18 protein-coding genes and 1 pseudogene are annotated in these 23,799 nt (G+C 71.6%); 9 read left to right on the top strand and 10 right to left on the bottom strand.

Features of this window, described 5'->3' with window-relative positions; all coding sequences use genetic code 11:
* Nucleotides 1–4: 4 nt before the first annotated feature.
* Genes nuoL through nuoN form a run of 3 tightly spaced genes read left to right on the top strand, consistent with a single transcriptional unit; the run spans nucleotide 5 to nucleotide 5,191 of the window.
* Nucleotides 5–1,945, top strand: coding sequence for an NADH-quinone oxidoreductase subunit L (gene nuoL / locus ACFV7Q_RS14250; RefSeq protein WP_385428148.1), 1,941 nt, complete (start codon nucleotides 5–7; stop codon nucleotides 1,943–1,945).
* 1 nt (nucleotide 1,946) lies between these two features.
* Nucleotides 1,947–3,539, top strand: coding sequence for an NADH-quinone oxidoreductase subunit M (locus ACFV7Q_RS14245; RefSeq protein ID WP_385428145.1), 1,593 nt, complete (start codon nucleotides 1,947–1,949; stop codon nucleotides 3,537–3,539).
* 5 nt (nucleotides 3,540–3,544) lie between these two features.
* Nucleotides 3,545–5,191: an NADH-quinone oxidoreductase subunit NuoN gene (gene nuoN / locus ACFV7Q_RS14240; RefSeq protein WP_385428227.1), complete on the top strand. Its 1,647-nt coding sequence runs from the start codon at nucleotides 3,545–3,547 to the stop codon at nucleotides 5,189–5,191.
* Nucleotides 5,192–5,265: 74 nt separating this feature from the next.
* Here nuoN and ACFV7Q_RS14235 read toward each other — a convergent pair.
* Together ACFV7Q_RS14235 and fahA are read right to left on the bottom strand one after the other, a co-directional pair.
* Nucleotides 5,266–5,864, bottom strand: a pseudogene (locus ACFV7Q_RS14235) (Uma2 family endonuclease).
* Nucleotides 5,865–6,083: 219 nt separating this feature from the next.
* Nucleotides 6,084–7,307 (bottom strand): fumarylacetoacetase, encoded by a 1,224-nt coding sequence (gene fahA, locus ACFV7Q_RS14230; protein WP_385428143.1) that lies wholly within the window; start codon nucleotides 7,305–7,307, stop codon nucleotides 6,084–6,086.
* A gap of 141 nt (nucleotides 7,308–7,448) precedes the next feature.
* On the opposite strand from fahA, the gene ACFV7Q_RS14225 reads away from it, so the two are divergent.
* Complete coding sequence (locus tag ACFV7Q_RS14225; RefSeq protein ID WP_385428141.1) at nucleotides 7,449–8,267, top strand: HAD family hydrolase; 819 nt, start codon at nucleotides 7,449–7,451, stop codon at nucleotides 8,265–8,267.
* A gap of 29 nt (nucleotides 8,268–8,296) precedes the next feature.
* On the opposite strand, the gene ACFV7Q_RS14220 is transcribed toward ACFV7Q_RS14225, so the two are convergent.
* On the bottom strand, nucleotides 8,297–10,303 hold the full coding sequence (locus ACFV7Q_RS14220; protein WP_385428224.1) for a CocE/NonD family hydrolase: 2,007 nt from the start codon (nucleotides 10,301–10,303) through the stop codon (nucleotides 8,297–8,299).
* A 346-nt stretch (nucleotides 10,304–10,649) separates the two neighbouring features.
* Here ACFV7Q_RS14220 and ACFV7Q_RS14215 point away from each other — a divergent pair, with 346 nt between their 5' ends.
* From ACFV7Q_RS14215 to ACFV7Q_RS14200, 4 genes are all read left to right on the top strand, one after another.
* A complete protein-coding gene (locus ACFV7Q_RS14215; protein WP_385428138.1) occupies nucleotides 10,650–11,660 on the top strand; it encodes a polyprenyl synthetase family protein in 1,011 nt (336 codons plus the stop codon).
* Nucleotides 11,661–11,918: 258 nt separating this feature from the next.
* Nucleotides 11,919–13,145 (top strand): outer membrane lipoprotein carrier protein LolA, encoded by a 1,227-nt coding sequence (locus tag ACFV7Q_RS14210; RefSeq protein ID WP_385428135.1) that lies wholly within the window; start codon nucleotides 11,919–11,921, stop codon nucleotides 13,143–13,145.
* A gap of 172 nt (nucleotides 13,146–13,317) precedes the next feature.
* Complete coding sequence (locus ACFV7Q_RS14205; RefSeq protein ID WP_385428132.1) at nucleotides 13,318–13,521, top strand: plasmid partition protein ParG; 204 nt, start codon at nucleotides 13,318–13,320, stop codon at nucleotides 13,519–13,521.
* Nucleotides 13,518–13,934 carry a hypothetical protein gene (locus ACFV7Q_RS14200; protein WP_385428129.1) on the top strand — a complete coding sequence of 139 codons (417 nt, stop codon included), beginning with the start codon at nucleotides 13,518–13,520 and terminating at the stop codon, nucleotides 13,932–13,934. Before ACFV7Q_RS14205 ends, ACFV7Q_RS14200 begins: the two co-directional genes overlap by 4 nt.
* Before the next feature lie 13 nt (nucleotides 13,935–13,947).
* Here ACFV7Q_RS14200 and ACFV7Q_RS14195 read toward each other — a convergent pair whose 3' ends face one another.
* The 3 genes from ACFV7Q_RS14195 to ACFV7Q_RS14185 form a co-directional block, all read right to left on the bottom strand.
* Complete coding sequence (locus ACFV7Q_RS14195) at nucleotides 13,948–15,264, bottom strand: M28 family metallopeptidase (protein WP_385428126.1); 1,317 nt, start codon at nucleotides 15,262–15,264, stop codon at nucleotides 13,948–13,950.
* A 257-nt stretch (nucleotides 15,265–15,521) separates the two neighbouring features.
* Nucleotides 15,522–16,490 carry an EamA family transporter RarD gene (rarD, locus tag ACFV7Q_RS14190; RefSeq protein WP_385428123.1) on the bottom strand — a complete coding sequence of 323 codons (969 nt, stop codon included), beginning with the start codon at nucleotides 16,488–16,490 and terminating at the stop codon, nucleotides 15,522–15,524.
* 166 nt (nucleotides 16,491–16,656) lie between these two features.
* The gene (locus tag ACFV7Q_RS14185) at nucleotides 16,657–17,511 is read right to left on the bottom strand and encodes an SDR family oxidoreductase (protein WP_385428120.1); all 855 of its coding nucleotides are present in this window, start codon (nucleotides 17,509–17,511) and stop codon (nucleotides 16,657–16,659) included.
* A 121-nt stretch (nucleotides 17,512–17,632) separates the two neighbouring features.
* Here ACFV7Q_RS14185 and ACFV7Q_RS14180 point away from each other — a divergent pair, with 121 nt between their 5' ends.
* Nucleotides 17,633–18,037 (top strand): winged helix-turn-helix transcriptional regulator, encoded by a 405-nt coding sequence (locus tag ACFV7Q_RS14180; protein WP_385428117.1) that lies wholly within the window; start codon nucleotides 17,633–17,635, stop codon nucleotides 18,035–18,037.
* 90 nt (nucleotides 18,038–18,127) lie between these two features.
* Here ACFV7Q_RS14180 and ACFV7Q_RS14175 read toward each other — a convergent pair whose 3' ends face one another.
* From ACFV7Q_RS14175 to ACFV7Q_RS14160, 4 genes are all read right to left on the bottom strand, one after another.
* Complete coding sequence (locus ACFV7Q_RS14175; RefSeq protein WP_385428114.1) at nucleotides 18,128–19,195, bottom strand: 2-oxoacid:ferredoxin oxidoreductase subunit beta; 1,068 nt, start codon at nucleotides 19,193–19,195, stop codon at nucleotides 18,128–18,130.
* The gene (locus tag ACFV7Q_RS14170) at nucleotides 19,188–21,143 is read right to left on the bottom strand and encodes a 2-oxoacid:acceptor oxidoreductase subunit alpha (RefSeq protein ID WP_385428112.1); all 1,956 of its coding nucleotides are present in this window, start codon (nucleotides 21,141–21,143) and stop codon (nucleotides 19,188–19,190) included. Before ACFV7Q_RS14170 ends, ACFV7Q_RS14175 begins: the two co-directional genes overlap by 8 nt.
* 413 nt (nucleotides 21,144–21,556) lie before the next feature.
* Complete coding sequence (locus tag ACFV7Q_RS14165) at nucleotides 21,557–22,216, bottom strand: LuxR C-terminal-related transcriptional regulator (RefSeq protein WP_385428221.1); 660 nt, start codon at nucleotides 22,214–22,216, stop codon at nucleotides 21,557–21,559.
* Nucleotides 22,217–22,379: 163 nt separating this feature from the next.
* On the bottom strand, nucleotides 22,380–23,696 hold the full coding sequence (locus ACFV7Q_RS14160; RefSeq protein ID WP_385428219.1) for a sensor histidine kinase: 1,317 nt from the start codon (nucleotides 23,694–23,696) through the stop codon (nucleotides 22,380–22,382).
* Nucleotides 23,697–23,799: the final 103 nt, after the last annotated feature.

The raw sequence follows: 23,799 nt of genomic DNA, 5'->3' as shown, positions 1-23,799 counted from the left end.
CACAGTGGACAATCTGATCGCGCTGCTCGTGGCGGCGCCCCTGCTCGGTGCGGCGGTGCTGCTGTGCGGCGGGCGGCGCCTCGACAAGACCGGGCACTGGCTCGGCACCGTGCTCGCGGCGGTCTCCTTCGGTGTCGGCGCCGTCCTGTTCGCCGACATGCTGGGGCGGCCGGCCGACGAGCGGACCCTGCGGCAGTTCCTGTACAGCTGGATCCCGGTGGAGGGCTTCCAGGCCGACGTCGCGTTCCGGCTGGACCAGCTGTCGATGACGTTCGTCCTGCTCATCACCGGTGTGGGCACGCTCATTCACGTGTACTCGATCGGGTACATGGAGCACGACGAACGCCGCCGCCGCTTCTTCGGCTACCTCAACCTGTTCCTCGCGGCGATGCTGTTGCTGGTCCTCGCCGACAACTACCTGCTGCTGTACGTCGGCTGGGAGGGCGTGGGCCTCGCCTCGTACCTCCTCATCGGCTTCTGGCAGCACAAGCCCAGCGCGGCGACCGCCGCGAAGAAGGCCTTCCTGGTCAACCGGGTCGGCGACATCGGCCTGTCCATTGCGATCATGCTGATGTTCACCACGTTCGGGACGTTCGCGTTCGGGCCGGTGTTCGCCTCCGCGGACGGGGCCTCCGAGGGGACGCTGACGGCGATCGGCCTGATGCTGCTGCTCGCCGCCTGCGGCAAGTCGGCGCAGGTACCGCTGCAGTCCTGGCTCGGTGACGCGATGGAGGGCCCGACCCCGGTCTCGGCCCTCATCCACGCGGCGACGATGGTCACCGCCGGCGTCTACTTGATCGTCCGCTCCGCGGCGATCTTCAACGGGGCGCCGGACGCACAGCTCGTCGTCACCATCGTCGGCGCGGTCACGCTGCTCTTCGGTGCGATCGTCGGTTGTGCGAAGGACGACATCAAGAAGGCCCTCGCCGGGTCGACGATGTCGCAGATCGGCTACATGATCCTCGCCGCGGGCCTCGGCCCGATCGGCTACGTGTTCGCGATCATGCACCTGGTCACGCACGGCTTCTTCAAGGCGGGCCTCTTCCTCGGCGCCGGTTCCGTGATGCACGGGATGAACGACGAGGTCGACATGCGCAAGTACGGCGGCCTGCGCCGGTACATGCCGGTCACGTTCGTCACGTTCGGGCTCGGCTACCTCGCCATCATCGGCTTCCCCGGCCTGTCCGGCTTCTTCTCCAAGGATAAGATCATCGAGGCGGCCTTCGCGAAGGGCGGCACCGAGGGCTGGATCCTCGGCTCGGTGGCCCTGCTCGGCGCGGCCATCACCGCCTTCTACATGACCCGGGTCATGCTGATGACCTTCTTCGGGGAGAAGCGCTGGCAGCCGGCGCCCGACGCCGACTCCGTGCCGGGCGTCGAGCCCGGGGCCGAGCACCACGCCGGGGAACTCCCGCACCCGCACGAGTCCCCGAAGTCCATGACCGCCCCGATGGTCCTGCTGGCCTTCGGATCGGTCTTCGCGGGCGCGTTCTTCGTGATCGGCGACCGCTTCCTGAACTGGCTGGAGCCCGTCACCGGGTACGAGCACGGACACCCGCCGGTCAGCGCCCTCACGGTGACCCTCGCGACGATGGCCTGCCTCGTCATCGGCGTCGGGACCGCCTGGGCGATGTACGGCCGCCGGCCGGTCCCGGTCACCGCCCCGCGCGGCAGCCTGCTCACCCGGGCCGCCCGCCGGGACCTCCTCCAGGACGACTTCAACCACGTCGTGCTGGTGCGCGGCGGCGAGCACCTGACCCGCTCGCTCGTCTACGTCGACCACAGCCTGGTCGACGGCGTGGTCAACGGGACGGCCGCCTCGGTCGGCGGCCTGTCGGGCCGCCTGCGCAAGCTGCAGAACGGCTACGCCCGCAGCTACGCGGTCTCGATGTTCGGGGGCACGGCGATCCTCATCGCCGCGACCCTGCTGATGAGGGCGGTGTGAGATGTCCCTTCCCCTGTTGACGGTGACGGCCGCGGTCCCCGCGGTCGGAGCGGTCCTCACGGCGGCCGTCCCGGCCGCCCGCCGGACCGCCGCCAAATGGCTCGCCCTGCTCTTCTCGCTGGCCACCCTGGCCCTGGCCGTGCTCGTCGCCGTCCGCTTCGACCCGAACGGCGACCGCTACCAGCTCACCGAGTCCCACGCCTGGATCGCCGACTTCGGCGTCCGCTACCAGCTCGGAGTCGACGGCATCGGGGTGGCGCTGATCGGGCTGACGGCGCTGCTGGTGCCGTTCGTCATCGCGGCCGGCTGGCACGACGCGGACCCCCTGGAGACCCACTCCTCGCGCTGGCGGCCGACGCAGGGCTTCTTCGCCCTGATCCTGATGGTCGAGGCGATGGTGATCATCTCGTTCGAGGCCACCGACGTCTTCCTCTTCTACATCTTCTTCGAGGCCATGCTCATCCCGATGTACTTCCTCATCGGTGGCTTCGGAGACCGGGCCCATGCGGGCTCGGACGAGAACGCGGCCGCGCAGCGCTCGTACGCGGCGGTCAAGTTCCTCCTCTACAACCTGGCCGGCGGCCTGATCATGCTGGCCGCGGTCATCGGGCTGTACGTGGTCGCCGGGAACTTCTCCCTCCAGGAGATCACCGCCGCCCGCGCCGCCGGCACCCTGGACATGTCGGCCACCACCGAGCGGCTCCTCTTCCTCGGCTTCTTCTTCGCCTTCGCGGTCAAGGCCCCGCTGTGGCCGCTGCACACCTGGCTGCCGAACGCGATGGGCGAGGCCACCGCCCCGGTCGCCGTGCTGATCACCGCGGTCGTCGACAAGGTCGGCACCTTCGCGATGCTCCGCTTCTGCCTCGGCCTGTTCCCCGACGCCAGCAAGTGGGCCACCCCGGTGGTCCTCGTCCTGGCCCTGGTCAGCATCGTGTACGGCGCGCTCGTCGCCGTCGGGCAGCGCGACATCAAGCGGCTGGTCGCGTACGCGTCGATCTCGCACTTCGGGTTCATCATCCTGGGCATCTTCGCGATGACCTCGCAGGGGCAGTCGGGCGCGACGCTTTACATGGTCAACCACGGCCTGTCCACCGCGGCCCTGATGCTCGTCGCCGGGTTCCTGATCTCCCGGCGCGGCTCGCGGCTCATCGCCGACTACGGCGGCGTGCAGAAGGTCGCCCCGGTCCTGGCCGGCACCTTCCTGATCGGCGGCCTCGCCACCCTGTCGCTGCCCGGGCTCGCCCCGTTCGTCAGCGAATTCCTTGTCATCGTCGGCACGTTCGCCCGGTACCCGGTCATCGGCGTCATCGCCACGCTCGGCATCGTGCTGGCCGCCCTGTACACGCTGGTCCTGTACCAGCGCACCATGACCGGCCCGGTCAGGGACGGGGTCGGCGGCATGCCGGACCTGCGGGCACGCGAACTGCTCGTCGTCGCCCCGCTGATCGCGCTGCTGATCGGGCTGGGCGTCTACCCGAAGCCGCTCACCGAGATCGTCAACCCGGCGGTGGAGTACACCATGGCGGACGTCAAACAGACCGACCCGAAGCCCGAGGTGGCTGTCGAGGCGAAGAACGGGGAGGCGGCGAAGTGAGCACCATGACGTCGGCCCACGGCCTGTGGGCGGTCGCCGCGCAGGCCCCGGTGGACAAGATCCCGGCCCCGCACATCGAGTACGCCCAGCTCGCGCCCACGCTGATCGTGGTGGGCGTGGCCATCCTCGGCGTCCTCGTCGAGGCCTTCGTCCCGCGCACCGCCCGCTACTACGTCCAGGTGTTCCTCGCCGTCGCCGCCCTGGCCTCCGCCTTCGCGGCGGTCGTCGGCCTCGCGGCGGCCGGCTACGCGGGCGAGAAGGCGCACACCGCGGCCATGGGCGCCCTCGCCGTGGACGGGCCGGCCCTGTTCCTGCAGGGCACCGTCCTGCTGGCCTCGCTCGTCGCCCTGTTCACCTTCGCCGAGCGCCACCTGGACCCGGCGGCGCACGGCAACCGGGTGGACTCCTTCGCCGCCCAGGCGGCGTCCGTACCCGGAAGCGACAGCGAGAAGGCCGCCGTCAAGGCCGGTTTCACGACCACCGAGGTCTTCCCCCTCGCCCTGTTCGCGGTCGCCGGCATGCTGATCTTCCCGGCGGCCAACGACCTGCTGGCCCTGTTCGTCGCCCTGGAGGTCTTCTCCCTCCCGCTGTACCTGCTGTGCGCCCTCGCCCGCCGCCACCGGCTGGTCTCGCAGGAGGCGGCGGTCAAGTACTTCCTGCTCGGCGCCTTCTCCTCGGCGTTCCTCCTCTTCGGCATCGCGCTGCTCTACGGCTACGCGGGCTCCGTCTCGTACGCGGCCATCGCGGACGTGGTGGACGGCACCGTCGCGCGGCTCGACCCGGCCCTCGCCGACACCATGGGCAACGACGTGCTGCTGCTGATCGGCGGGGCGCTCGTGCTGATGGGCCTGCTGTTCAAGGTCGGCGCGGTCCCCTTCCACATGTGGACCCCGGACGTCTACCAGGGCGCCCCGACGCCGGTCACCGGCTTCATGGCTGCGGCGACGAAGGTGGCCGCGTTCGGCGCGTTGCTGCGGCTGCTGTACGTGGTCCTGCCGGGCCTGCGGTGGGACTGGCGGCCTGTGATGTGGGGCGTGGCGATCGTGACGATGCTGGCCGGCGCGGTGATCGCGGTGACCCAGACCGACGTCAAGCGCCTGCTGGCCTACTCCTCGATCGCGCACGCCGGCTTCATCCTGGCCGGTGTGATCGCCACGTCGGCGGAGGGCGTCCAGTCGGTGCTGTTCTACCTGCTCGCCTACTCCTTCGTGACGATCGGCGCGTTCGCGGTGGTCACGCTGGTGCGCGATGCGGGCGGCGAGGCCACGCACCTGTCGAAGTGGGCGGGCCTCGGGCGCCGTTCGCCGCTGACCGCGGCCGTCTTCGCGGTGTTCCTGCTGGCCTTCGCGGGCATCCCGCTCACCTCCGGTTTCTCCGGGAAGTTCGCCGTGTTCAAGGCGGCGGCGGAGGGCGGTGCAGGTGCGCTGGTCGTCGTCGGCGTCATCTCGTCGGCGATCGCCGCGTTCTTCTACGTCCGGGTGATCGTCCTGATGTTCTTCAGCGAGCCGAAGGCGGAGGGGCCGACGGTGGCGGTGCCGTCGCCGCTGACGATGACGACCATCGCGGTGGGCGTCGCCGTCACCCTGGTCCTGGGCGTGGCGCCGCAGTACTTCCTGGACCTGGCGGGCCAGGCGAGCACCTTCGTCCGCTGACCGGTCGTCGGGTGGATGTGCCGGGGCCCGGCTCCCTCGGGGGAGCCGGGCCCTTGCCGTGTCCGCGCCAGAGGCTACTCGGGCCGTTGGCGCTTCTGCATGATTCCGGTGAGGTCCAGGTCGATGGGGAATGGCACGGAGACCTTGAGGCGGTCGTGGAAGATGCCGGTGCTCGTATAAGAGCCGGTAGCCGGTTCGCGCTCGAAGACGTAGACCACTGCCCGGCCATCCTGGTTCTCGACTCGCCAGAAGTGCGGGATCTTGGCGCGGGCGTACTTCACAGGTTTGGTCTCGCGGTCACGGCTGACCGATTCTGGAGACACCACTTCAATCGCGAGCCGGACGGACTCGGCGGGAAGCCGGGTCTGGTTCGGATTCTAGTCGTCTTCCTCGGGCGCCACGATCACGTCCGGTTCCGGGCGATTTCGCCGGTCGATGTCGATGGTGAACTCCCGAAGGACATCAAGGCCGCCGGCGCCAAAGTCCGCAATTGCCATTCGAAGAAACTCACCGCGCGCACGTGAAAGCGGGTCTGCGGACTTACGAAAACCAGGCTCCCGTCGATCAGCTCCGTGTGCGGAGGCAGATTCGGAAGCGTGTCCAGGTCGTCCGCCGTCCAGCCGCCCTCCGGGGGTTCCGGCCAGCTGTATTCCGGGTTCATCAGTGCTCCCATGAACTGGAGTCTCGCCAGTCCGTCCAGCGTATCGCCGGGGAACGGCGCGGGACCGCCCGCACGTGTGAGCGGGCGGTCGCGTGTTGACCATGTGTCGCTGGCATGGGCGGTCGGCATATGCGGCGGACGTGCCGTCCGGCGGGGTCCGTCCCCTGACGGCTCGGCGGGGCGGCGGGGCGGGCCGCCACCCCGCCGCAGTGCGCGGGCCGTGGAGACGGGCTAGCGGGAGGCCACGATGCGGCCCGTGACCTCGCCGAGGCCCACGCGGGTGCCCTCCGGGCCCGGGGCCCAGGCGGTCATGGTGACGGTGTCGCCGTCCTCCAGGAAGGTGCGCTTGCCCTCGGCCAGCTCGATGGCGTCGCGGCCGTTCCACGTCAGCTCCAGCAAGGAGCCGCGCTGGGCGACCTCGGGGCCGCTGACGGTGCCGGAGCCGTACACGTCGCCGGTGCGCAGGGAGGCGCCGTTGACCGTCATGTGGGCGAGCTGCTGGGCGGCGGTCCAGTACATCGTCGCGAACGGCGGCTGCGCGACTTCCTGCCCGTTGATGGAGACGGTGATGTGCAGGTCGAAGCCGCCGGGCCGGTCGGCGTCGGCGTCGTCGAGGTAGGGCAGCAGCGGGAAGTCGCGGGCCGGCGGGGCGACGCGGGCCGCGTCGAGGGCCTCCAGCGGGGTCACCCAGGCGGATACGGAGGTGGCGAAGGACTTGCCGAGGAAGGGGCCCAGCGGCACGTACTCCCAGGCCTGGATGTCGCGCGCGGACCAGTCGTTGAGGAGGAACAGGCCGAAGACGTGGTCCTCGAAGTCGCCGAGTGCGACGGGGCTGCCCAGCTCGGAGGGGGTGCCGACGACGAAGCCGACCTCGGCTTCGATGTCGAGCTTGACCGAGGGGCCGAAGACCGGTGCCGCGTCGGCGGGGGTCTTGCGCTGGCCGGAGGGGCGGACGACGTCGGTGCCGGAGACGACGATGGTGCCCGAGCGGCCGTGGTAACCGATCGGCAGGTGCTTCCAGTTGGGGGTGAGCGGCTCACCGTCGGGGCGGAACATCCGGCCCACGTTGGTGGCGTGGTGCTCGCTGGCGTAGAAGTCGACGTAGTCGGCGACCTCGTACGGCAGGTGCATCGTGACCGCGTCGAGGGGCAGCAGGTGGGCCTCGACCGTCGCCCGGTGGCCGGGGTCGGTGACCCAGGCGGTCAGGGCGCGGCGCACGTCGCGCCAGGCGGTGCGGCCCGCGGCCAGCAGCGGGTTGAGCGAGGGCTGCCCGAGCAGGCCGGCGTACGGGGAGCCGAGCGCGTCCGCGGTCGCCCCCGCGTCGAGCACGTGCCCGCCGATGCGCACGCCGATCCGGCGGCGGGAGTCGCCGTCCGTGGAGAAGACGCCGTACGGGAGGTTGTGCGGCCCGAACGGGTCGCCCTCGGGGACATCGAGGGGGCTCTGCTGGGGCATGGGGTACTGCCTCGCTTTCGATGCGGCCCGGGGGGTGTCCCGGGGGCTGGTTGATACGTTACGTGGCTGCTGGGGCCTGCGGGAGGCGGGATTCGGGCGCTATTTGTAGGACTTGTCCACTGGGGTCCGTATCCTTGCGCCGTGACTTCCGCCCCGCCTTCGGCCCCCCCTTTCTCTCTGATCGCCACTGACTTGGACGGGACCCTGCTGCGCGCCGGAGACACCGTCTCCGCCCGCTCGTACGCCGCGCTCGCGACGGCCCGCGCCGCCGGCGCCCAGCACATCATCGTCACCGGGCGCCCCGTTCCGCAGGTGCGCCATGTCCTTGACAGCCTTGGGTATACGGGGCTCGCGGTGTGCGGACAGGGCGCGCAGGTGTACGACGCAGCGCGCGGGAACCTGCTGCACGCCGTCGAGATGGAGCGGGAGCTGGCGGAGGAGGCACTCGGCAAGATCGAGGCCGAGATCGGAGAGGTCTGGGCGGCGGTCGACCAGGAGGGGGTGGACGCCGCGATGCTGATAGGGCCCGGATACCGGATGCCGCACCCCCACCTGCCGACGGTGCGGGTGCGGCAGCGGGCCGACCTGTGGACCGCACCCATCAACAAGGTGCTGCTCCAGCACCCGGAGCTCGACGACGACGAGCTCACCGAGGTGGCCCGGGGGGTCGTCGGCCACATGGTCAACGTGACCATGGCGGGGGAGCACACGGTGGAGCTCCAGCCGCTCGGGGTGGACAAGGCGAGCGGGCTGGCCCTGGCGGCCGAGGTGCTGGGGGTCGGGGGTTCGCGCACCATCGCCTTCGGGGACATGCCGAACGACATCCCGATGTTCGCGTGGGCGGCGCACGGGGTCGCCATGGCGAACTCCCACCGCGAACTGGTCGCCGTCGCGGACGAGGTGACGCTGTCGAACGAGGACGACGGCATCGCGGTGGTCCTGGAGCGGCTCTTCGGCTGACCGGCCGGCGCGGCCGGCCGCGGCCCCCCTCACCCCGCGGTGCGCGGCAGGCGGCGCTCCCACGTGCGGTGGAAGACGACCTCCTCCCCCTCCCGGCACACCAGCTCGTCGGAGGTGAGGAACGAGGTCCCGTCGCAGCCGATTTCCGAGCGGGTCTCGATCCGCACGTCCCAGACCGGCTCGGGCCGGTGCAACCGGATCCGCCACGTGGAGCGGGTCCGGGCCGACAGGGCGTCCCCGTCCCGGATCTCGTACACCTCGCTCACCTCCTCCCCGGACTCCAGTCCGTCCGGGTACGCGCGGGTCCCGCCGTACCGCGGGTCCACCTCCAGCCGCCACGCCCCGCGCGCGACGTCCCGTACGACCACCCGCTCCGGCCGCGGCTCGTCCAGCGTGGCCGGGACCGCCACCGGCAACGGTGGCGCCTGCTCCGGCGGCCCGAAGACGACGGCGCCGTCCGTCGCGGGGGAGGGGAAGCGCACCGGGAGCACCAGGGCACTGCCCGCCGGGTCCAGCGTCCAGCCGGCCTCCGAGCCGGCCCGCGGCCAGATCCACGGCCAGTACGCCGAGGACAGGGCGAGGCGGATGCGGTGGCCCGGCGCGAAGGCGTGCCCGATGCCGTTCAGCTCGAACACCACGTCCTCGTAGGCGCCCACCGGCCACGGCACCGCCCGGTCCCGGCCCAGCCGCGCCGAGAGGTTCAGTGCACCCCGCGTGACCAGCGTGGACGAGCCGTCCGGCGCGACGTCGCAGAGGCGGGCGGCCACCTGCCCGAACGGGACGTCCATGCGCAGGCGCAGGGTGACCTGCGGGCGGCCCAGGATCTCCAGGGGCGTCGCGCCCGCCACCGGGAACTCGAAGCACGCGGACTTCGCGTCCTCCTCCCGCTGGTCGGGCGGCAGGTCGGCGTCGTTGCCGTACGGGCGGAACCGCCCCGCGTCCAGGCCCGTGTGCTGCGGCGAGGCCACGGCCACCGGCGCGCCCTGCAGCCCGTACGTGACGGAGGTGACGGCGGGGGAGGGCCAGGCCGGGTCGCCGGCCCAGCGGCCGGGCAGCAGCTCGTACGTGGTCGCCGGCGGGTGCGAGGAGGAGATCCAGGACCGCAGCAGGGGCTCGTCCATCACCCCGTTGGCGGATCCCCTCAGCCAGTGGTCCCACCAGCGCAGCGTCTCCTGGAGGAAGCCGATGGCCGGACCCGGCGGCAGCCCGCGGTCGGGGTACTGGTGGGACCACGGGCCGATCAGGCCCCGCACCCGGTCGGCGGGCAGGTGGGTCACCAGCCGCAGCACGGTGTCCCGGTACGGGTCGTGCCAGCCGCCCACGGCGAGGACCGCCGCGCGCACGGCCCCGTAGTCCTCGCAGACGCTGCCGTGCACCCAGTGGGCGTCACGCGTCTGGTGCGCCAGCCAGGTGTGGACCGGCGGTTCGACCGACTCCAGCCGGGCCAGCCACTGCTCGCGCCAGCCGTCGCCGACGTACTGCGGGTCCGGCGGGCGGGCGGCGAAGGCCAGCAGCGTCGCCGAGGCCGCGTGCAGGTCCGCGGCGAGCACCGAGCCGCCCGCGTAGTGCGCGTCGTTGTCGAAGCGGTCGTCCGTCGAGCAGACGGTGACGACGGCCTTGAGGGCCTCCGGGGCGAGCGCCGCGATCTGGAGGGAGTTGGTACCGCCCCACCCGATCCCGAACATCCCCACCGACCCGGTGCACCACGGCTGCGCCGCCAGCCACTCCACCACCGCGACCCCGTCGGTCAGTTCCCGGTCGTCGTACGCCCGGCCCGGACTGCCGCCGCTGCATCCGTGGCCGCGTACGTCCACCCGTACCGAGGCGTAGCCGTGGCCCGCGTACCAGGGGTGGCGCTGTCCGTCCCGCGGGGCCGTCCAGTCCGTCAGCCGGTACGGCAGGTACTCAAGGAGGGCCGGGACGGGCTCCTCGGTGAGCGGCCGCCAGATCCGCGCGTACAGCTCCACGCCGTCGGGCATCGGGATGCGGACGTCCTCGCGCGCGGTCTCGTGGGGGAACCCGGTGCGGATGATCACGTCCACGGGGTCGTCCGCCTCCTCGGTGGACCGGCGGCGACCGGGACGGGCCGCGCGGGCGTCAACCGTCCGACGGCCGCCGTACGGGTGGCCGCGGCGCAGTCCGCGGCGACCGGCTCCGCCGGATCCTCCCTCTCGGTCACAGTTCTGGACAAGGCGCGCTCTCCGGTTGTCTTCGACTCATCACGAACATACCGGGGTATTCGTGGCAGCGCGTCGACGGCGGCATGACGGGTGCTCTCGGTGATCGAAATCGGACCCGATAGGCTGGCTTGAGTGAAGGCAGCGACACATCGACAATCCAGGTGATCGTCAGCGTGATCGTCAGCAGACAGGAGTACCCCTCGTGACCGTCGTCGGGCCGTTCGGACTGAGCGTGCGGGACCAGGCTCTTGAGACCGATGTCCAGGCCGGACTGGCCGCCGTCGAGGCGGGTCTGCTGGAGGCCACCAAGAGCGAGGTCCCCTTCATCACCGATGCCGCGCAGCACCTGGTCAAGGCCGGCGGCAAGCGGTTCCGGCCGCTGCTGGTCATGCTCGCCTCCCGCTTCGGCGACCCGTACGCGCCCGGGATCGTGCCCTCCGCGGTGGTCGTGGAGCTCACCCATCTGGCGACGCTCTACCACGACGACGTCATGGACGAGGCGGACGTGCGCCGCGGCGTCGCCAGCGCCAACGCCCGCTGGGGCAACTCGGTGGCCGTCCTGACGGGTGACTTCCTCTTCGCCCGCGCCTCGCACATCCTGGCCGACCTCGGCCCCGAGGCCGTACGCATCCAGGCCGAGGCCTTCGAGCGGCTGGTGACGGGACAGATCCTGGAGACCGCGGGCCCGCGCGACGGCCGCGACCCGGTCGCCCACTACCTCGACGTCATCGCCGGCAAGACCGGCTCGCTGATCGCGGTCTCCGGCCGGTTCGGCGCCCTCATGTCCGGCGCCGACGAGTCCGTCGTCGACATCTTGACCCAGTACGGCGAACGCCTCGGCACCGCCTTCCAGCTCGCCGACGACGTCCTCGACATCGCTTCCGACTCGCACGAGTCCGGCAAGACGCCCGGCACCGACCTGCGCGAGGGCATCCCGACCCTGCCCGTGCTGCGGCTGCGCGAGATGGCCGCGGCCGGCGGCGACCCCGCCGACCTGGACCTCGTACGCCTCCTGGACGGCGACCTCAGCGACGACGCCCGGCACGCCGAGGTGCTCGCCCGGCTGCGGGTCCACCCCGCGCTGGAGCAGGCCCGCCGGGACACCGTCCGCTACGCGCAGGACGCCCGCGCCATGCTCGCGCCGCTGCCGGACTGCGCCGCCAAGGCCGCGCTGGAGGAGCTCTGCGACGCGGTGGTGCACCGCGCCGGCTGACCGCCACCGCCCGGGTAGCACCGGGTACGACCAAGGTCACATGAGGGGCCCCGCATCCCCTACGGGGAGGGGATGCGGGGCCCCTTGCGTGTCATCCCCTGGGCGTACACGGAGTTGAGCCCGCGGAGTGACGCCCCGACCCCCTCCTCTTTGGTCAGATGGAGGTACATCCCCACCAGAACGGGTGAGAGTGGCGGCGCGGGGTGGACACGTACAGGCAAGGAAGGCCGCCGCCGTACACAAAGAGGTAGGGCAGACATGGCAACGAACGCAAAGTCCCGCAAGGCCGCCCGGTACGCCGTACCGGTCGCGGTGGCGGGCGTGGCCGCCGCGACGGTGGCGATGGTCCCGGCCTTCGCCAACGCCGGCAGCCCGGACCTTCCGAAGGTGACGGCCCAGCAGCTGATCGAGAAGGTCGCCGCCTCGGAGGTGGAGCAGTTCTCCGGCAGCGCCAAGATCAGCACCGACCTGGGCCTGCCGTCGCTCGCGAGCGGCCTCCTGGGCGGGGCGGGCGGCGGGGGCGTCACCGGAGGGTCCGCCGACCCGCAGGAGAAGCTCGCGCAGCTGGCGAGCGGCAGCCACACGCTGCGGGTCGCGGCCGACGGACCGGACCGCCAGAAGATCACGTTCGTGGACGGCAAGGACGAGTACAGCCTGATCCACAACGGTGCGGACGTCTGGGGATACGACAGCAAGGCCAACGAGGTCTGGCACGAGAAGGACGCCGAGGCGGGCAAGGCGGCCGGCGGGGACCACAAGAAGACCGGCGACCGGCTCGGGGCCACCCCGCAGCAGGTGGCCCAGGAGATCCTCAAGGCCGCCGGCCCGACCACGGACATCAGCGTCGGAGACAACGCCCAGGTGGCCGGCCGGGACGCGTACCAGCTGGTGCTCAAGCCCAAGCAGAGCGGCTCCACGGTCGGCTCCGTCAAGATCGCTGTGGACGCGCAGAACGGCGTGCCGCTGCGCGTGCAGCTGCTCGCGGCCGAAGGCGGCAAGCCGATCGTCGACGCGGGCTTCACGAAGGTGGACTTCGCCCGGCCCGCCGCCGACACCTTCGCCTTCACCCCGCCCAAGGGCGCCAAGGTGACCGAGGGCAAGGCCGGCGGCCCCGAGGGCGGACCGGGCCACGGCAAGGACTTCAAGGGCCTCGATGCCTTCCCCGGCCTGGACGCCATCACCGGCGGCGCCGGCGGCAAGGGTGGCAACGGGGAGACGAAGGTCCTCGGCGAAGGGTGGGCGGCCATCGCCCGGATCGACACGGGCGCGGGCCGCAGCCTGAAGGAGCTGGAGAACGACAAGAACGCCCCCAAGGAAGCCAAGCAGTTCCTCAACTCCCTCGGGGACAAGGTCTCCGGAGGCTTCGGTGAGGGCCGGCTCTTCAAGACCCGCCTGGTCAACGCGCTGATCACGGACGACGGCAAGGTGTACGTCGGCGCGGTCACCAAGGACGCGCTGGTGCAGGCGGCTTCGGCCAACAAGTAAGCCGCCGCGCTACCCGGACCGCTTCCTGGGCATGAGGGGCCGTGAGGGGCCGTGAGGGGTCGGGCAGGGCCGTGTGGGGCCGCACACCGAAGGGTGGGCGGGGACTGTGTCCCTGCCCACCCTTCGGCCGTTCCGGCCGTGCGTACAGCGGCCCCGCTGTACCGTGGGGAGCATGTCGAGACACGTCACCATCCGCCTGGACGAAGAGTTCCACGAACGCCTCAAGGCGCGCGCGGCGGCACAGGGGACGACGGTCACCGCTCTGATCACCGAGGTGACGGAGCGCGAGCTCGACGAGGACCGGAAGAACTTCCTTTCGGGGATAGAGGAGTTCGCCGTCCACTGGGGCTACTTCCAGGAGCGGTTCGGCCATTGAAGATCACCATGGAGTGGGCCTGGACCGCTCTGGCCCACCATCTCCCGTCCGATCCCGCCGTCTGGGATCCCTCCGGGGTGGCCGCCGCGGTCGCCCGGCACCAGAACGACCTCGTGATGGTGCCCGAACAGCCCGCCCCGGACACCGCGTGGCGGGCCGCCGCGTTCCTGCACACCCTCGCCGTGTGCCCGGCGCTGGAATCGCCGATGAACGAGTTCTACGCGGCCGCCGCCACCCGCTCGTACCTGCGGGTGGCGGGGGCCGAGCAGCTTCCCTCGCCCGAGCAGCTCGGCGACCTGGTGGAGGCGGCGAAGCTGGGTCGCGCCGATGTCGCCGCCGTGGCCGCGGAGTTGCGCGCCCTGATCAAGGAGCCGCTGGACGCCTCGCTCCGGGCCCCGGCCGAGGGCGCGTAACGCCGGGCACCCCTCAGAAGGTGATCTTCCAGCTGTTGATGTAGCCGACGTCCTGCGCCGCCACGTCCCGGACCTGGAGCTTCCAGACGCCGTTGGCCACCTCGCTGGACGCGTTGACCGTGTACGTCTGCACCAGGTTGTCGGCGCTGCCGCCGCTCCTGTTGTGCAGGTTGTAGACGGTGCCGTCCGGGGCGATCAGGTCGACCACCAGGTCACCGCGGTAGGTGTGGACGATGTTCACGTCGACCTTGGTGGTGGCCGGGGCGTTGCCCGCCACACCGGAGACCGTGATCGGCGAGTTCACCGCGGCGCCGGGGGAGTCCGGGATGTTGACGTCCGCCGTGTTCTCGAAGGACGGGCCGGGCGGGACCGGGGTGGCCGCCCCGAGGTGCCAGAGGGCGTAGGCGACGGCGTCCGCGTTGCGGTCCAGCGCGGTGTCGCTGATGTTCGAGGTGGTGTCGCAGGAGGAGTGGTAGCACCGGTCGAAGGACTGGCCGGCCGTGCCGCCCCACTTCTGGGCCTGGGCCGAGGTCTTGGTGTTGCTCGCGCCGGTGAACAGGCCGCCGACCGGTATGCCCACGTTCTTGAAGGAGGCGTGGTCGGAACGCCCGTCGCCCTCGGTCTCTATCTCGGTCGGGACCCCGATGCCGGAGAAGTAGTTCTTGAAGGTCTGCTCGATCGTCGGGTCGTCGTCGTAGACGAAGTACCCCGGGTTCGGCGAGCCGATCATGTCGAAGTTCAGGTAGCCGGAGATCTTCGCCCTCTCCGCGCTCGGCAGGTTGTTCACGTAGTACCGGGACCCGACCAGGCCGAGCTCCTCCGCCCCCCACCAGCCGAACCGCAGGTGCTTGGTGGGCTGGAGCTGCGCCCGCGAGACGGCCAGCGCGGCTTCCAGCACGGCGGCCGACCCCGACCCGTTGTCGTTGATGCCCGGACCGGAGCTGACCGAGTCCAGGTGCGAGCCGGCCATCAGCACCGAGTTCGGGTCGCCGCCCGGCCAGTCGGCGATCAGGTTGTAGCCGGTGGCGCCGCTGGAGGTGAACGTCTGGAGGGTGGTGGTGAACCCGGCCGCGTCCAGCTTGGCCTTCACGTAGTCGATCGAAGCCTTGTAACCGGCCCTGCCGTGGGCGCGGTTGCCGCCGTTGCTGGTGGCGATGGTCTGGAACTGCGTCAAGTGCGCCTTGACGTTGGCCAGCGGGATGTCGGGCGGGGTGGGGGCCGCGGTCACCGCCGTGGGCGAGGCCAGTGCGGCGGGGGCGGTGGAGGCGAAGAGGCCGGCGACCGCGAGCGCGGTCACGGCAGCAAGGCGCCGAGGGACGAACAGGCTCATGTGGGGGCTCCGGGGATTCCGTTGGGGATTGAACGGAACGTGCGGGGATAGAGCAGGTGAGCGATCGTGCGTCAGTGCGCCTGATGTTGAGCGAGGATATGACTGTCCGTCAAGACCGTGTTTCGGTCAGGGTCGTTCGGAAAACGGACGATCCCCGGCACGGTGGACACCTCCCGGCGGTGGCTGGGGGAGTCCCGTGACGGGGATCGTGGGTTGTTCGGGCGTCGCGACGGTGTGCCGGGATGCGCCGTGCGCTCCTACGCGCGTTCGGGTTCCGGAGCGGCGGTCGGCGCCGGGACGCTCGCGGGTGCCGCGGTTCCGGCTTCCTCCAGCCGGGACCGGGAGCGGTGTGTCGTACGCAGCGCGTCCCAGGTCAACAGGGCGAGCGCGGCCCAGACGAGGGAGAAGCCGGCCCAGCGCTCGGGCGGCATGGCCTCGTGGAAGTACAGGACGCCGAGCATGAACTGGAAGACCGGCGCCAGGTACTGGAGCAGTCCGAGCGTGGACAGCGGGACCCGGATCGCGGCCGCCCCGAAGAAGACGAGCGGGATCGCGGTGACCAGTCCGGTCGCGGCGAGCAGCGCCGAATGCCCGAGGCCCTCGCTGCCGAAGGCGGACCGGCCCTGCGCGGCCAGCCACAGCAGGTAGCCGAGGGCGGGCGGGAAGAGCAGGGCCGTCTCGGCGGCCAGCGACTCCACGCCGCCCATGCCCAGCTTCTTCTTGATCAGCCCGTAGGTGGCGAAGGAGAAGGCCAGGACCAGCGAGATCCACGGCGGCCGTCCGTACCCGATCGCGAGCACCAGCACGGCGGCGAAGCCGATGCCGACCGCCGCCCACTGGGTGCGGCGCAGCCGCTCGCCGAGGAGCAGGACGCCGATGGCGATGGTGACCAGGGGGTTGATGAAGTAGCCGAGGCTGGACTCGACCACCGCGCCGTTGTTGACGGACCAGATGTACAGGCCCCAGTTCACGGAGATCACCGTGGCGGCGAGGGCGGTCAGCCCCAGCTTGCGGGGTTCGCGCAGCAGCTCCCGTATCCAGCCCCAGCGGCGCACGACGAGCAGGATCCCGCCGACGACGGCCAGCGACCACACCATGCGGTGGGCGAGGATCTCGACGGCCCCCGCTGGCTTGAGGAGCGGCCAGAAGAGGGGGACCAGCCCCCACATGCCGTAGGCGCCGAATCCGTAGAGCAGTCCTGTGCGCTGCTCGCTCTCCGCCTTCACCCGGGCCTCCCGTCACGTTCTGGCCAACCTCATCGAAGAACGTAGCGCCGCCGGACCTCGATGTCATGTGCATAGGCGGGAGATACTGATGACATCGCCGGGGTCTTGTGGGGTCGGGGCCGGGCGGACTCACGGGGTCGCGCCCGGCCCGGACGCCGTACGGGCCTCAGGCCAGGGCGGCGGTGACGGCTTCGGCGACCGGCGTGGTCGGGCGGCCGATGAGCCGGGAGAGGTCGCCGCCGGTGTGGCCCAGGCTGCCGCGCGAGATTGCCGCGTCCACGTCGACGAGGAGGGCGGCGAAGCCTTCGGGGACCCCCGCACCGGTCAGGGCGGCCAGGTGGGCGTCGGCCGGGAGCTCGGTGTACGCGATCTCCTTGCCGGACTGCGCCGAGACCTCGGCCGCGTACTCGGCCATGCTCCAGGCGGTGTCGCCGGAGAGCTCGTAGACCCGGTTCAGGTGGCCCTCGCCGGTCAGGACCGCCGCGGCCGCGGCGGCGTAGTCGGCCCGGGCGGCGGAGGCGATCCGGCCCTCACCGGCGCTGCCCACGACCGCGCCCTGCTCCAGGACGCCGGCCAGCTGGCCGGTGTAGTTCTCGTGGTACCAACCGTTGCGAAGGAAGGTGTAGGGCAGGCCCGAGTCCAGCACGGCCTGCTCGGTCGCCTTGTGCTCGGCGGCCAGCTCGAAGTCGGCCTCGGGGCCGCCGAGGATCCCGGTGTAGGCGAGCTGGGCGACGCCGGCGGCCTTGGCGGCCCCGATCACCGCGGTGTGCTGGGGCACCCGGCGGCCGACCGCGTTGCCGGAGATCAGCAGGACCCGGTCGCCGGCGCGGAAGGCGTCCGTGAGGGACTCGGGGGCGTCGTAGTCGGCGATGCGCACCTCGACGCCGCGCTCGGCGAGGTCTGCGGCCTTGGCCCCGTCGCGGACGGCGACGGCGACGTCCGCGGCCGGGACCCGCTTCAGCAGCTCCTCGACGACGAGGCGGCCGAGGGCTCCGGTGGCTCCGGTGACGACGATGCTCATGATGCTCTCCCTGGGGCGGGTGTGGTGCGTGGGGCATGTGTGCCGGGTTTTCCGGCGGTGACACCACCGTAGGGAAAGCGCTAACCTTTCGTAAGTACCCACTTCAAAGTAAGGTACTGGTATGGCCGTAAGTGAGGCAGTGGGCGGGGCGGGTCGGAAGCCGCCCCCCGTGAACGTGAAGGCTCCGATGTGCCCCTCCCGCGGGGTCCTGGAGCACGTCACCAGCCGCTGGGGCGTACTGGTCCTTGCCGCCCTCGTGGAGCGCCCGTACCGCTTCAGCGAGCTGCGCCGCGAGGTCGGCGGGGTCAGCGAGAAGATGCTCGCCCAGACCCTCCGGACGCTGGAGCGCGACGGCTTCCTGCTGCGCGACGCCAAGCCGGTCATCCCGCCCCGCGTGGACTACTCCCTCACCGAGCTGGGGCGCGAGGCAGCCGAACAGGTGTGGGCCCTGGCGCGCTGGACCGAGCGGCGCACCCCCGACGTGCAGGCGGCGCGGGCCGCGTACGACGAGGCCCGGAACCCCTGAGGGGCTCCGGGCGCGCGAACTCGCATTGCGTAGGGGCGTACGGGCGGGTCGGCCGGCGACGGCCGGTGGACGCGCCGGCCGAAGACCGCGCTAGCCGACGACCGTCCAGGTGTCGTTGCCGGCCAGCAGGGTGCCCAGGTCGCCCTTGCCCTTGTTCTCGACGGCCGTGTCCAGCTGCTCGGCCATGAGCGTGTCGTAGACCGGCCGCACCACGCTGCGGAACACCCCGATGGGCGTCCGGTCCAACGTGTCCGGGTCGGCCAGCCGGGACAGGGCGAACGCGGTGGTCGGGCTGGTGCCGTGCGCGTCGTGGACCAGGATCCGCGCTTCGTTCTCGGCGGTCACGTCGACGACCTCCAGGTCGCCGGTGACCGGATCGCGTACGACGCCCTTGTGTCCGCCCGCGCCGAAGCGGATGGGCTGCCCGTGCTCCAGGCGGATCACCGTCTCCTCGGCCCGGTCCTTGTCCTTCAGGGCGTCGAAGGCGCCGTCGTTGAAGATGTTGCAGTTCTGGTAGATCTCCACCAGCGCCGTGCCCGGGTGGTCCGCGGCCGCCCGCAACACCTCGGTCAGGTGCTTGCGGTCGGAGTCGACGGTGCGGGCCACGAAGGACGCCTCGGCGCCCAGGGCCAGGGACACCGGGTTGAAGGGGGCGTCCAGCGAGCCCATCGGCGTCGACTTGGTGATCTTGCCGAGCTCGGACGTGGGGGAGTACTGGCCCTTCGTCAGCCCGTAGATCCGGTTGTTGAACAGCAGGATCTTCAGGTTGACGTTCCGCCGCAGGGCGTGGATCAGGTGGTTCCCGCCGATGGACAGGGCGTCGCCGTCACCGGTGATGACCCACACCGACAGGTCGCGGCGCGAGGTGGCCAGACCGGTCGCGATCGCCGGGGCGCGGCCGTGGATGGAGTGCATCCCGTACGTGTTCATGTAGTACGGGAACCGGGACGAGCAGCCGATCCCCGAGACGAAGACGATGTTCTCCCGCGCCAGGCCCAGCTCGGGCATGAAGCCCTGCACCGCGGCCAGCACCGCGTAGTCGCCGCAGCCCGGGCACCAGCGGACCTCCTGGTCCGACTTGAAGTCCTTCATGGACTGCCCGGCCCCGGCCTTCGGCACCAGGGAGAGCAGGGTGGGAGCGTCGGTCACCTCAGTCATGGACGGCCTCCTTCAGAACCTTCGCGAGCTGCTCGGCCTTGAACGGCATTCCGTTGACCTGGTTGTACGACCGGGCGTCGACCAGGTACTTGGCCCGGAGCAGGGTCGCGAGCTGCCCGAGGTTCATCTCCGGCACCACCACCTTGTCGTAGCCGCCCAGGACCTCGCCGAGGTTTCGCGGGAAGGGGTTCAGATGGCGCAAGTGGGCCTGCGCGATGGGCACGCCGACGGCCCTCAGCCGCCGGACCGCCGCCGTGATCGGGCCGTACGTGGATCCCCAGCCGATGACCAGGGTCCGGGCGCGGTCCGGGTCGTCGACCTCCACGTCGGGGACCTCGATGCCGTCGACCTTGGCCTGCCGGGTGCGGACCATGAGGTCGTGGTTGGCCGGGTCGTAGCTGATGTTGCCCGTGCCGTCCTGCTTCTCGATGCCGCCGATGCGGTGTTCGAGGCCCGGGGTGCCCGGGAGCGCCCACGGGCGGGCCAGGGTCTGCGGGTCGCGCTTGTACGGCCAATAGACCTCGGTGCCGTCCGCCAGCTCGTGGTTGGGCCCGGTCGCGAACCGGACCCGCAGGTCAGGCAGCTCCGAGACCTCCGGGATGCGCCACGGCTCGGAGCCGTTGGCGAGGTACCCGTCGGAGAGCAGGAACACGGGAGTCCGGTAGGTGAGCGCGATCCGGGCCGCGTCCAGCGCGGCGTCGAAGCAGTCCGCCGGGGTGCGCGGGGCGACGACCGGCACCGGGGCCTCGCCGTTGCGCCCGTACATGGCCTGGAGCAGGTCCGCCTGCTCCGTCTTGGTGGGCAGGCCCGTGGAGGGGCCGCCGCGCTGGATGTCCACGATCAGCAGCGGCAGCTCCAGGGAGACCGCGAGACCGATCGTCTCGGACTTCAGTGCCACGCCCGGCCCGGAGGTGGTCGTCACGCCGAGGCTGCCGCCGAAGGCCGCGCCCAGCGCCGCGCCGATGCCGGCGATCTCGTCCTCCGCCTGGAAGGTGCGTACGCCGAAGTTCTTGTGCCGGCTCAGCTCGTGCAGGATGTCCGAGGCCGGCGTGATCGGGTACGAGCCCAGGTAGAGCGGCAGGTCGGCCTGCCGGCTCGCCGCGATCAGGCCGTAGGCGAGGGCGAGGTTCCCGGAGATGTTGCGGTAGGTGCCGGTCGGGAAGGCGCGGGTGGCCGGGGCCACCTCGTAGGACACGGCGAAGTCCTCGGTCGTCTCGCCGAAGTTCCAGCCCGCACGGAACGCGGCGACGTTCGCCTCGGCGATGACGGGCTTCTTGGCGAACTTCTGGCGCAGGAACGACTCGGTACCCTCGGTCGGGCGGTGGTACATCCAGCTCAGAAGGCCCAGCGCGAACATGTTCTTGCTGCGTTCGGCCTCCTTGCGGGAGAGTCCGAAGTCCTTCAGGGCCTCGACCGTCAGGGTCGTGAGCGGCACGGGGTGGATGTTGTACGCGCCCAGCGAGCCGTCCTCCAGCGGGGACGTCTCGTATCCGACTTTCGCCATCGGGCGCTTCGTGAATTCATCGGTATTGATGATGATGTCCGCGCCGCGCGGCACGTCCCCGATGTTCGCCTTCAGCGCCGCCGGATTCATCGCCACCAGGACGTTCGGGGCGTCTCCCGGTGTCAGGATGTCGTGATCGGCGAAATGCAGCTGGAACGAGGACACGCCCGGCAGGGTGCCGGCCGGGGCGCGGATTTCGGCGGGGAAGTTCGGAAGGGTGGAGAGGTCGTTCCCGAAGGACGCCGTCTCCGAGGTGAACCGGTCGCCGGTGAGCTGCATACCGTCACCCGAGTCACCCGCGAACCGGATGATCACCCGATCGAGGCGGCGTACTTCCTTGCCGCCGCCCGGGCCCGGGGGCGTCCGCTGCTCGCCGAGGACGGCCGTCTCGGCCCCCTCGGCCCCGTCGGCCTGCTCGGCTGGGCTACTGACCTGGCTGGTCACTGAACTGGACCTCCTTCGAGGCTCGGCGTTCCCGCTCCCACGGCCAACCCTACGTCGGTACGCCTGTCCTTATGGGGAACGTTCACACTCCGGACCGTCTTCCGGCGGGCGGTCCGTCGACGGAATTCCGCGGGATTTCGCTGGATTCACCGGGATTCTCGGATTCCGATTCCGGGCGCGTGCGGGAAAGCACGGGAGCCCGATGGTGTGACCCCGGTGCGGCCGGAAGTGGTATCCCCCTGGCTGACAGAGTGTCAGTTGATCGGGGGCCGGACAAGGGCGGGCCCGGGGCGGTGCCGGCTCCGGGAGGAGGGGGGCCGCCGGCTCGGCCGGGGCGGCCGTAGCCGCCCGGCCGGTGGGGCGGCCGTAGCCGCGGGACCGCAGCCGCCGCGGGCCGCCCCGGCCGCCGCCCGTCAGGAGCGGAGGTAGGTCAGCACCGCGAGGACGCGGCGGTGGTCGCCCTCGCTCGGCGACAGCCCGAGCTTCATGAAGATGTTGCTGACGTGCTTCTCCACCGCCCCGTCGCTGACCACCAGCTGCTTGGCCACCGCCGAATTGGTACGGCCCTCGGCCATCAGGCCCAGCACCTCGCGCTCGCGCGGGGTCAGCCCGGCCAGCACGTCCTGCTTGCGGCTGCGGCCGAGCAGCTGGGCGACCACCTCGGGATCCAGGGCCGTGCCGCCCCTGGCCACCCGGGCGACGGCGTCCACGAACTCCCGCACGTCGGCCACCCGGTCCTTGAGGAGGTACCCCACACCGGTACTGGATCCGGCCAGCAGTTCGGTGGCGTACTGCTCCTCCACGTACTGCGACAGCACCAGCACCCCGATGCCCGGGTGGTCCCGCCGCAGCCGTACGGCTGCCCGGACTCCCTCGTCGGTGTGCGTCGGCGGCATCCGCACGTCGGCGACCACCACGTCCGGGAGCGCGTCCTCCGCCGCGAGCTCCGCCACCGTCTTGACCAGGGCCTCCGCATCCCCGACGCCCGCGACGACGTCGTGCCCCCGGTCGGTCAGCAGCCGGGTCAGACCCTCCCGCAGCAGCACCGAGTCCTCGGCGATGACCACCCGCACCCTGTCTTCCACGATTCAGCAGCTCCCGCGTCCACATGTTCCGGCGATTACTCCGACCGGGCCAAGCATTCCAGCCCCGGTGGTCGGACGCGGTGCCTGCGGATCAGCGGGTGAAAGTGGATGCAGGCCTTCCGTTGGTGGGGGCGGCCGGCGGGTGGGGCGGCTAGCGCGTGCGCCAGGGCAGCTCGGCGGTGACGGTGGTGCCGACGCCGGCGGGGGAGTCCACGACCAGCACGCCGTCCACGGCGTCCAGCCGCTCGGTGAGCCCCGCCAGCCCGGTACCCCCGGCCCCGGCGCCCGCCCCGCCGCGACCGTCGTCGGTCACCTGGATCAGGAGCCGGTCCCCGGACTTCCACACGTCGACCCCGGCACGGCCGGCCCGGGAGTGCTTGCTGATGTTCTGGAGGAGTTCGGAGACGGTGAAGTAGGCGATGCCCTCGATCGCCGCGGCCGGGCGTTCTGGCAGGTCGACGGCGACCTTGACGGGGACGGTGCAGCGGGCGGCGACGGAGGACAGGGCGGCGTCCAGGCCGCGGTCGGTCAGCACCGCCGGGTGGATCCCCCGCGCCAGGTCGCGCAGCTCCTGCAGGGCCAGCTTCACCTCGCCGTGTGCCTCGTCCACCATCGCTGCCGCCGCATCCGGGTCCTCGGCGAGCTTCTCCTTGGCCAGCCCCAGCCCCATCGCCAGGGCCACCAGCCGGGCCTGCGCCCCGTCGTGCAGGTCCCGCTCGATGCGCCGCAGGTCGGCGGCCGCGGTGTCCACGACCACCCCCCGGTCCGACTCCAGCTCGGTCACCCGGTGGGCCAGCCGCGAGGGGCCGAGCAGCCCGGCCACGAGCAGGCGGTCCACGGCGGTCAGCGCGCGGAACACCCACGGCACGGCCAGGGTCAGGACCAGCCCCGCCAGGAAGGACTGCGCGATCTCGGTGCGCGAGTCCAGGTAGAAGGTGTAGTCGCCGTTCTGGAACAGCTGGAGCCCCGGCTGGTCGGTGTACGCGGGGAAGATCCAGAACCACAGCGGGTACAGCAGGAGCGACCAGGCGCACGCCCACAGCACCAGCGCCAGGCAGGACGCGAACACCGCCCAGGGGAAGTGGACCACCGCGTACAGCGCGTGCCGCCAGGCGCTCCCGCTGCCCAGCAGCGCGCCCACGGCCCCGACCACCCCGTCCGTGCGCCGCGCCACCGGCTCCGGGGCGGCGGTGGACGCCCCCAGCAGGCCGCGCGCGCGGGCCCGCTCGATCCGGCCGAACCCGCGGCACATCAAGAGCGCCCCGGCGAGCACCGGCACCCCGAGGAAGGTGACGAGCAGCCCGGCGCCCAGGGCCAGCCCCGTGATCGCGAGCGAGAAGTACACCGTGCTCAGCGGCAGCGAGAGCAGCAGGTACCCGAACTCCCGCCAGGTCCGCCCCGAGACCGGGGCCCACAGGGCCCGGCCGAGGACCGACCCGCGGAAGCCCGTCGCACCGCCGCCGCCCATGTCCCGCCCGCCCTTCCCTCGTCCAGTCACCCCTCAACCCTGTCGCCCGCGGGCCCCGCCGGACCATGCAGCACGTCGGCCTGTCCGCAGGGGGGTTATCCCC

This window comes from Streptomyces sp. NPDC059851, assembly GCF_042732005.1.
GTDB lineage: Bacteria > Actinomycetota > Actinomycetes > Streptomycetales > Streptomycetaceae > Streptomyces.
Note: the sequence above shows the minus strand (reverse complement) of the source record. Positions and strands in the feature narration are given on the sequence as shown.

What these genes read in the sequence shown, in the direction of transcription:
- ACFV7Q_RS14245 (WP_385428145.1), top strand. Translation starts at nt 1,947, where the DNA reads ATGTCCCTTCCCCTGTTGACGGTGACGGCCGCGGTCCCCGCGGTCGGA.
- nuoN (WP_385428227.1), top strand. Translation starts at nt 3,545, where the DNA reads ATGACGTCGGCCCACGGCCTGTGGGCGGTCGCCGCGCAGGCCCCGGTG.
- fahA (WP_385428143.1), bottom strand. Translation starts at nt 7,307, where the DNA reads ATGCCCCAGCAGAGCCCCCTCGATGTCCCCGAGGGCGACCCGTTCGGG.
- ACFV7Q_RS14210 (WP_385428135.1), top strand. Translation starts at nt 11,919, where the DNA reads ATGGCAACGAACGCAAAGTCCCGCAAGGCCGCCCGGTACGCCGTACCG.
- ACFV7Q_RS14205 (WP_385428132.1), top strand. Translation starts at nt 13,318, where the DNA reads ATGTCGAGACACGTCACCATCCGCCTGGACGAAGAGTTCCACGAACGC.
- ACFV7Q_RS14195 (WP_385428126.1), bottom strand. Translation starts at nt 15,264, where the DNA reads ATGAGCCTGTTCGTCCCTCGGCGCCTTGCTGCCGTGACCGCGCTCGCG.
- ACFV7Q_RS14185 (WP_385428120.1), bottom strand. Translation starts at nt 17,511, where the DNA reads ATGAGCATCGTCGTCACCGGAGCCACCGGAGCCCTCGGCCGCCTCGTC.
- ACFV7Q_RS14180 (WP_385428117.1), top strand. Translation starts at nt 17,633, where the DNA reads ATGGCCGTAAGTGAGGCAGTGGGCGGGGCGGGTCGGAAGCCGCCCCCC.
- ACFV7Q_RS14175 (WP_385428114.1), bottom strand. Translation starts at nt 19,195, where the DNA reads ATGACTGAGGTGACCGACGCTCCCACCCTGCTCTCCCTGGTGCCGAAG.
- ACFV7Q_RS14160 (WP_385428219.1), bottom strand. Translation starts at nt 23,696, where the DNA reads ATGGGCGGCGGCGGTGCGACGGGCTTCCGCGGGTCGGTCCTCGGCCGG.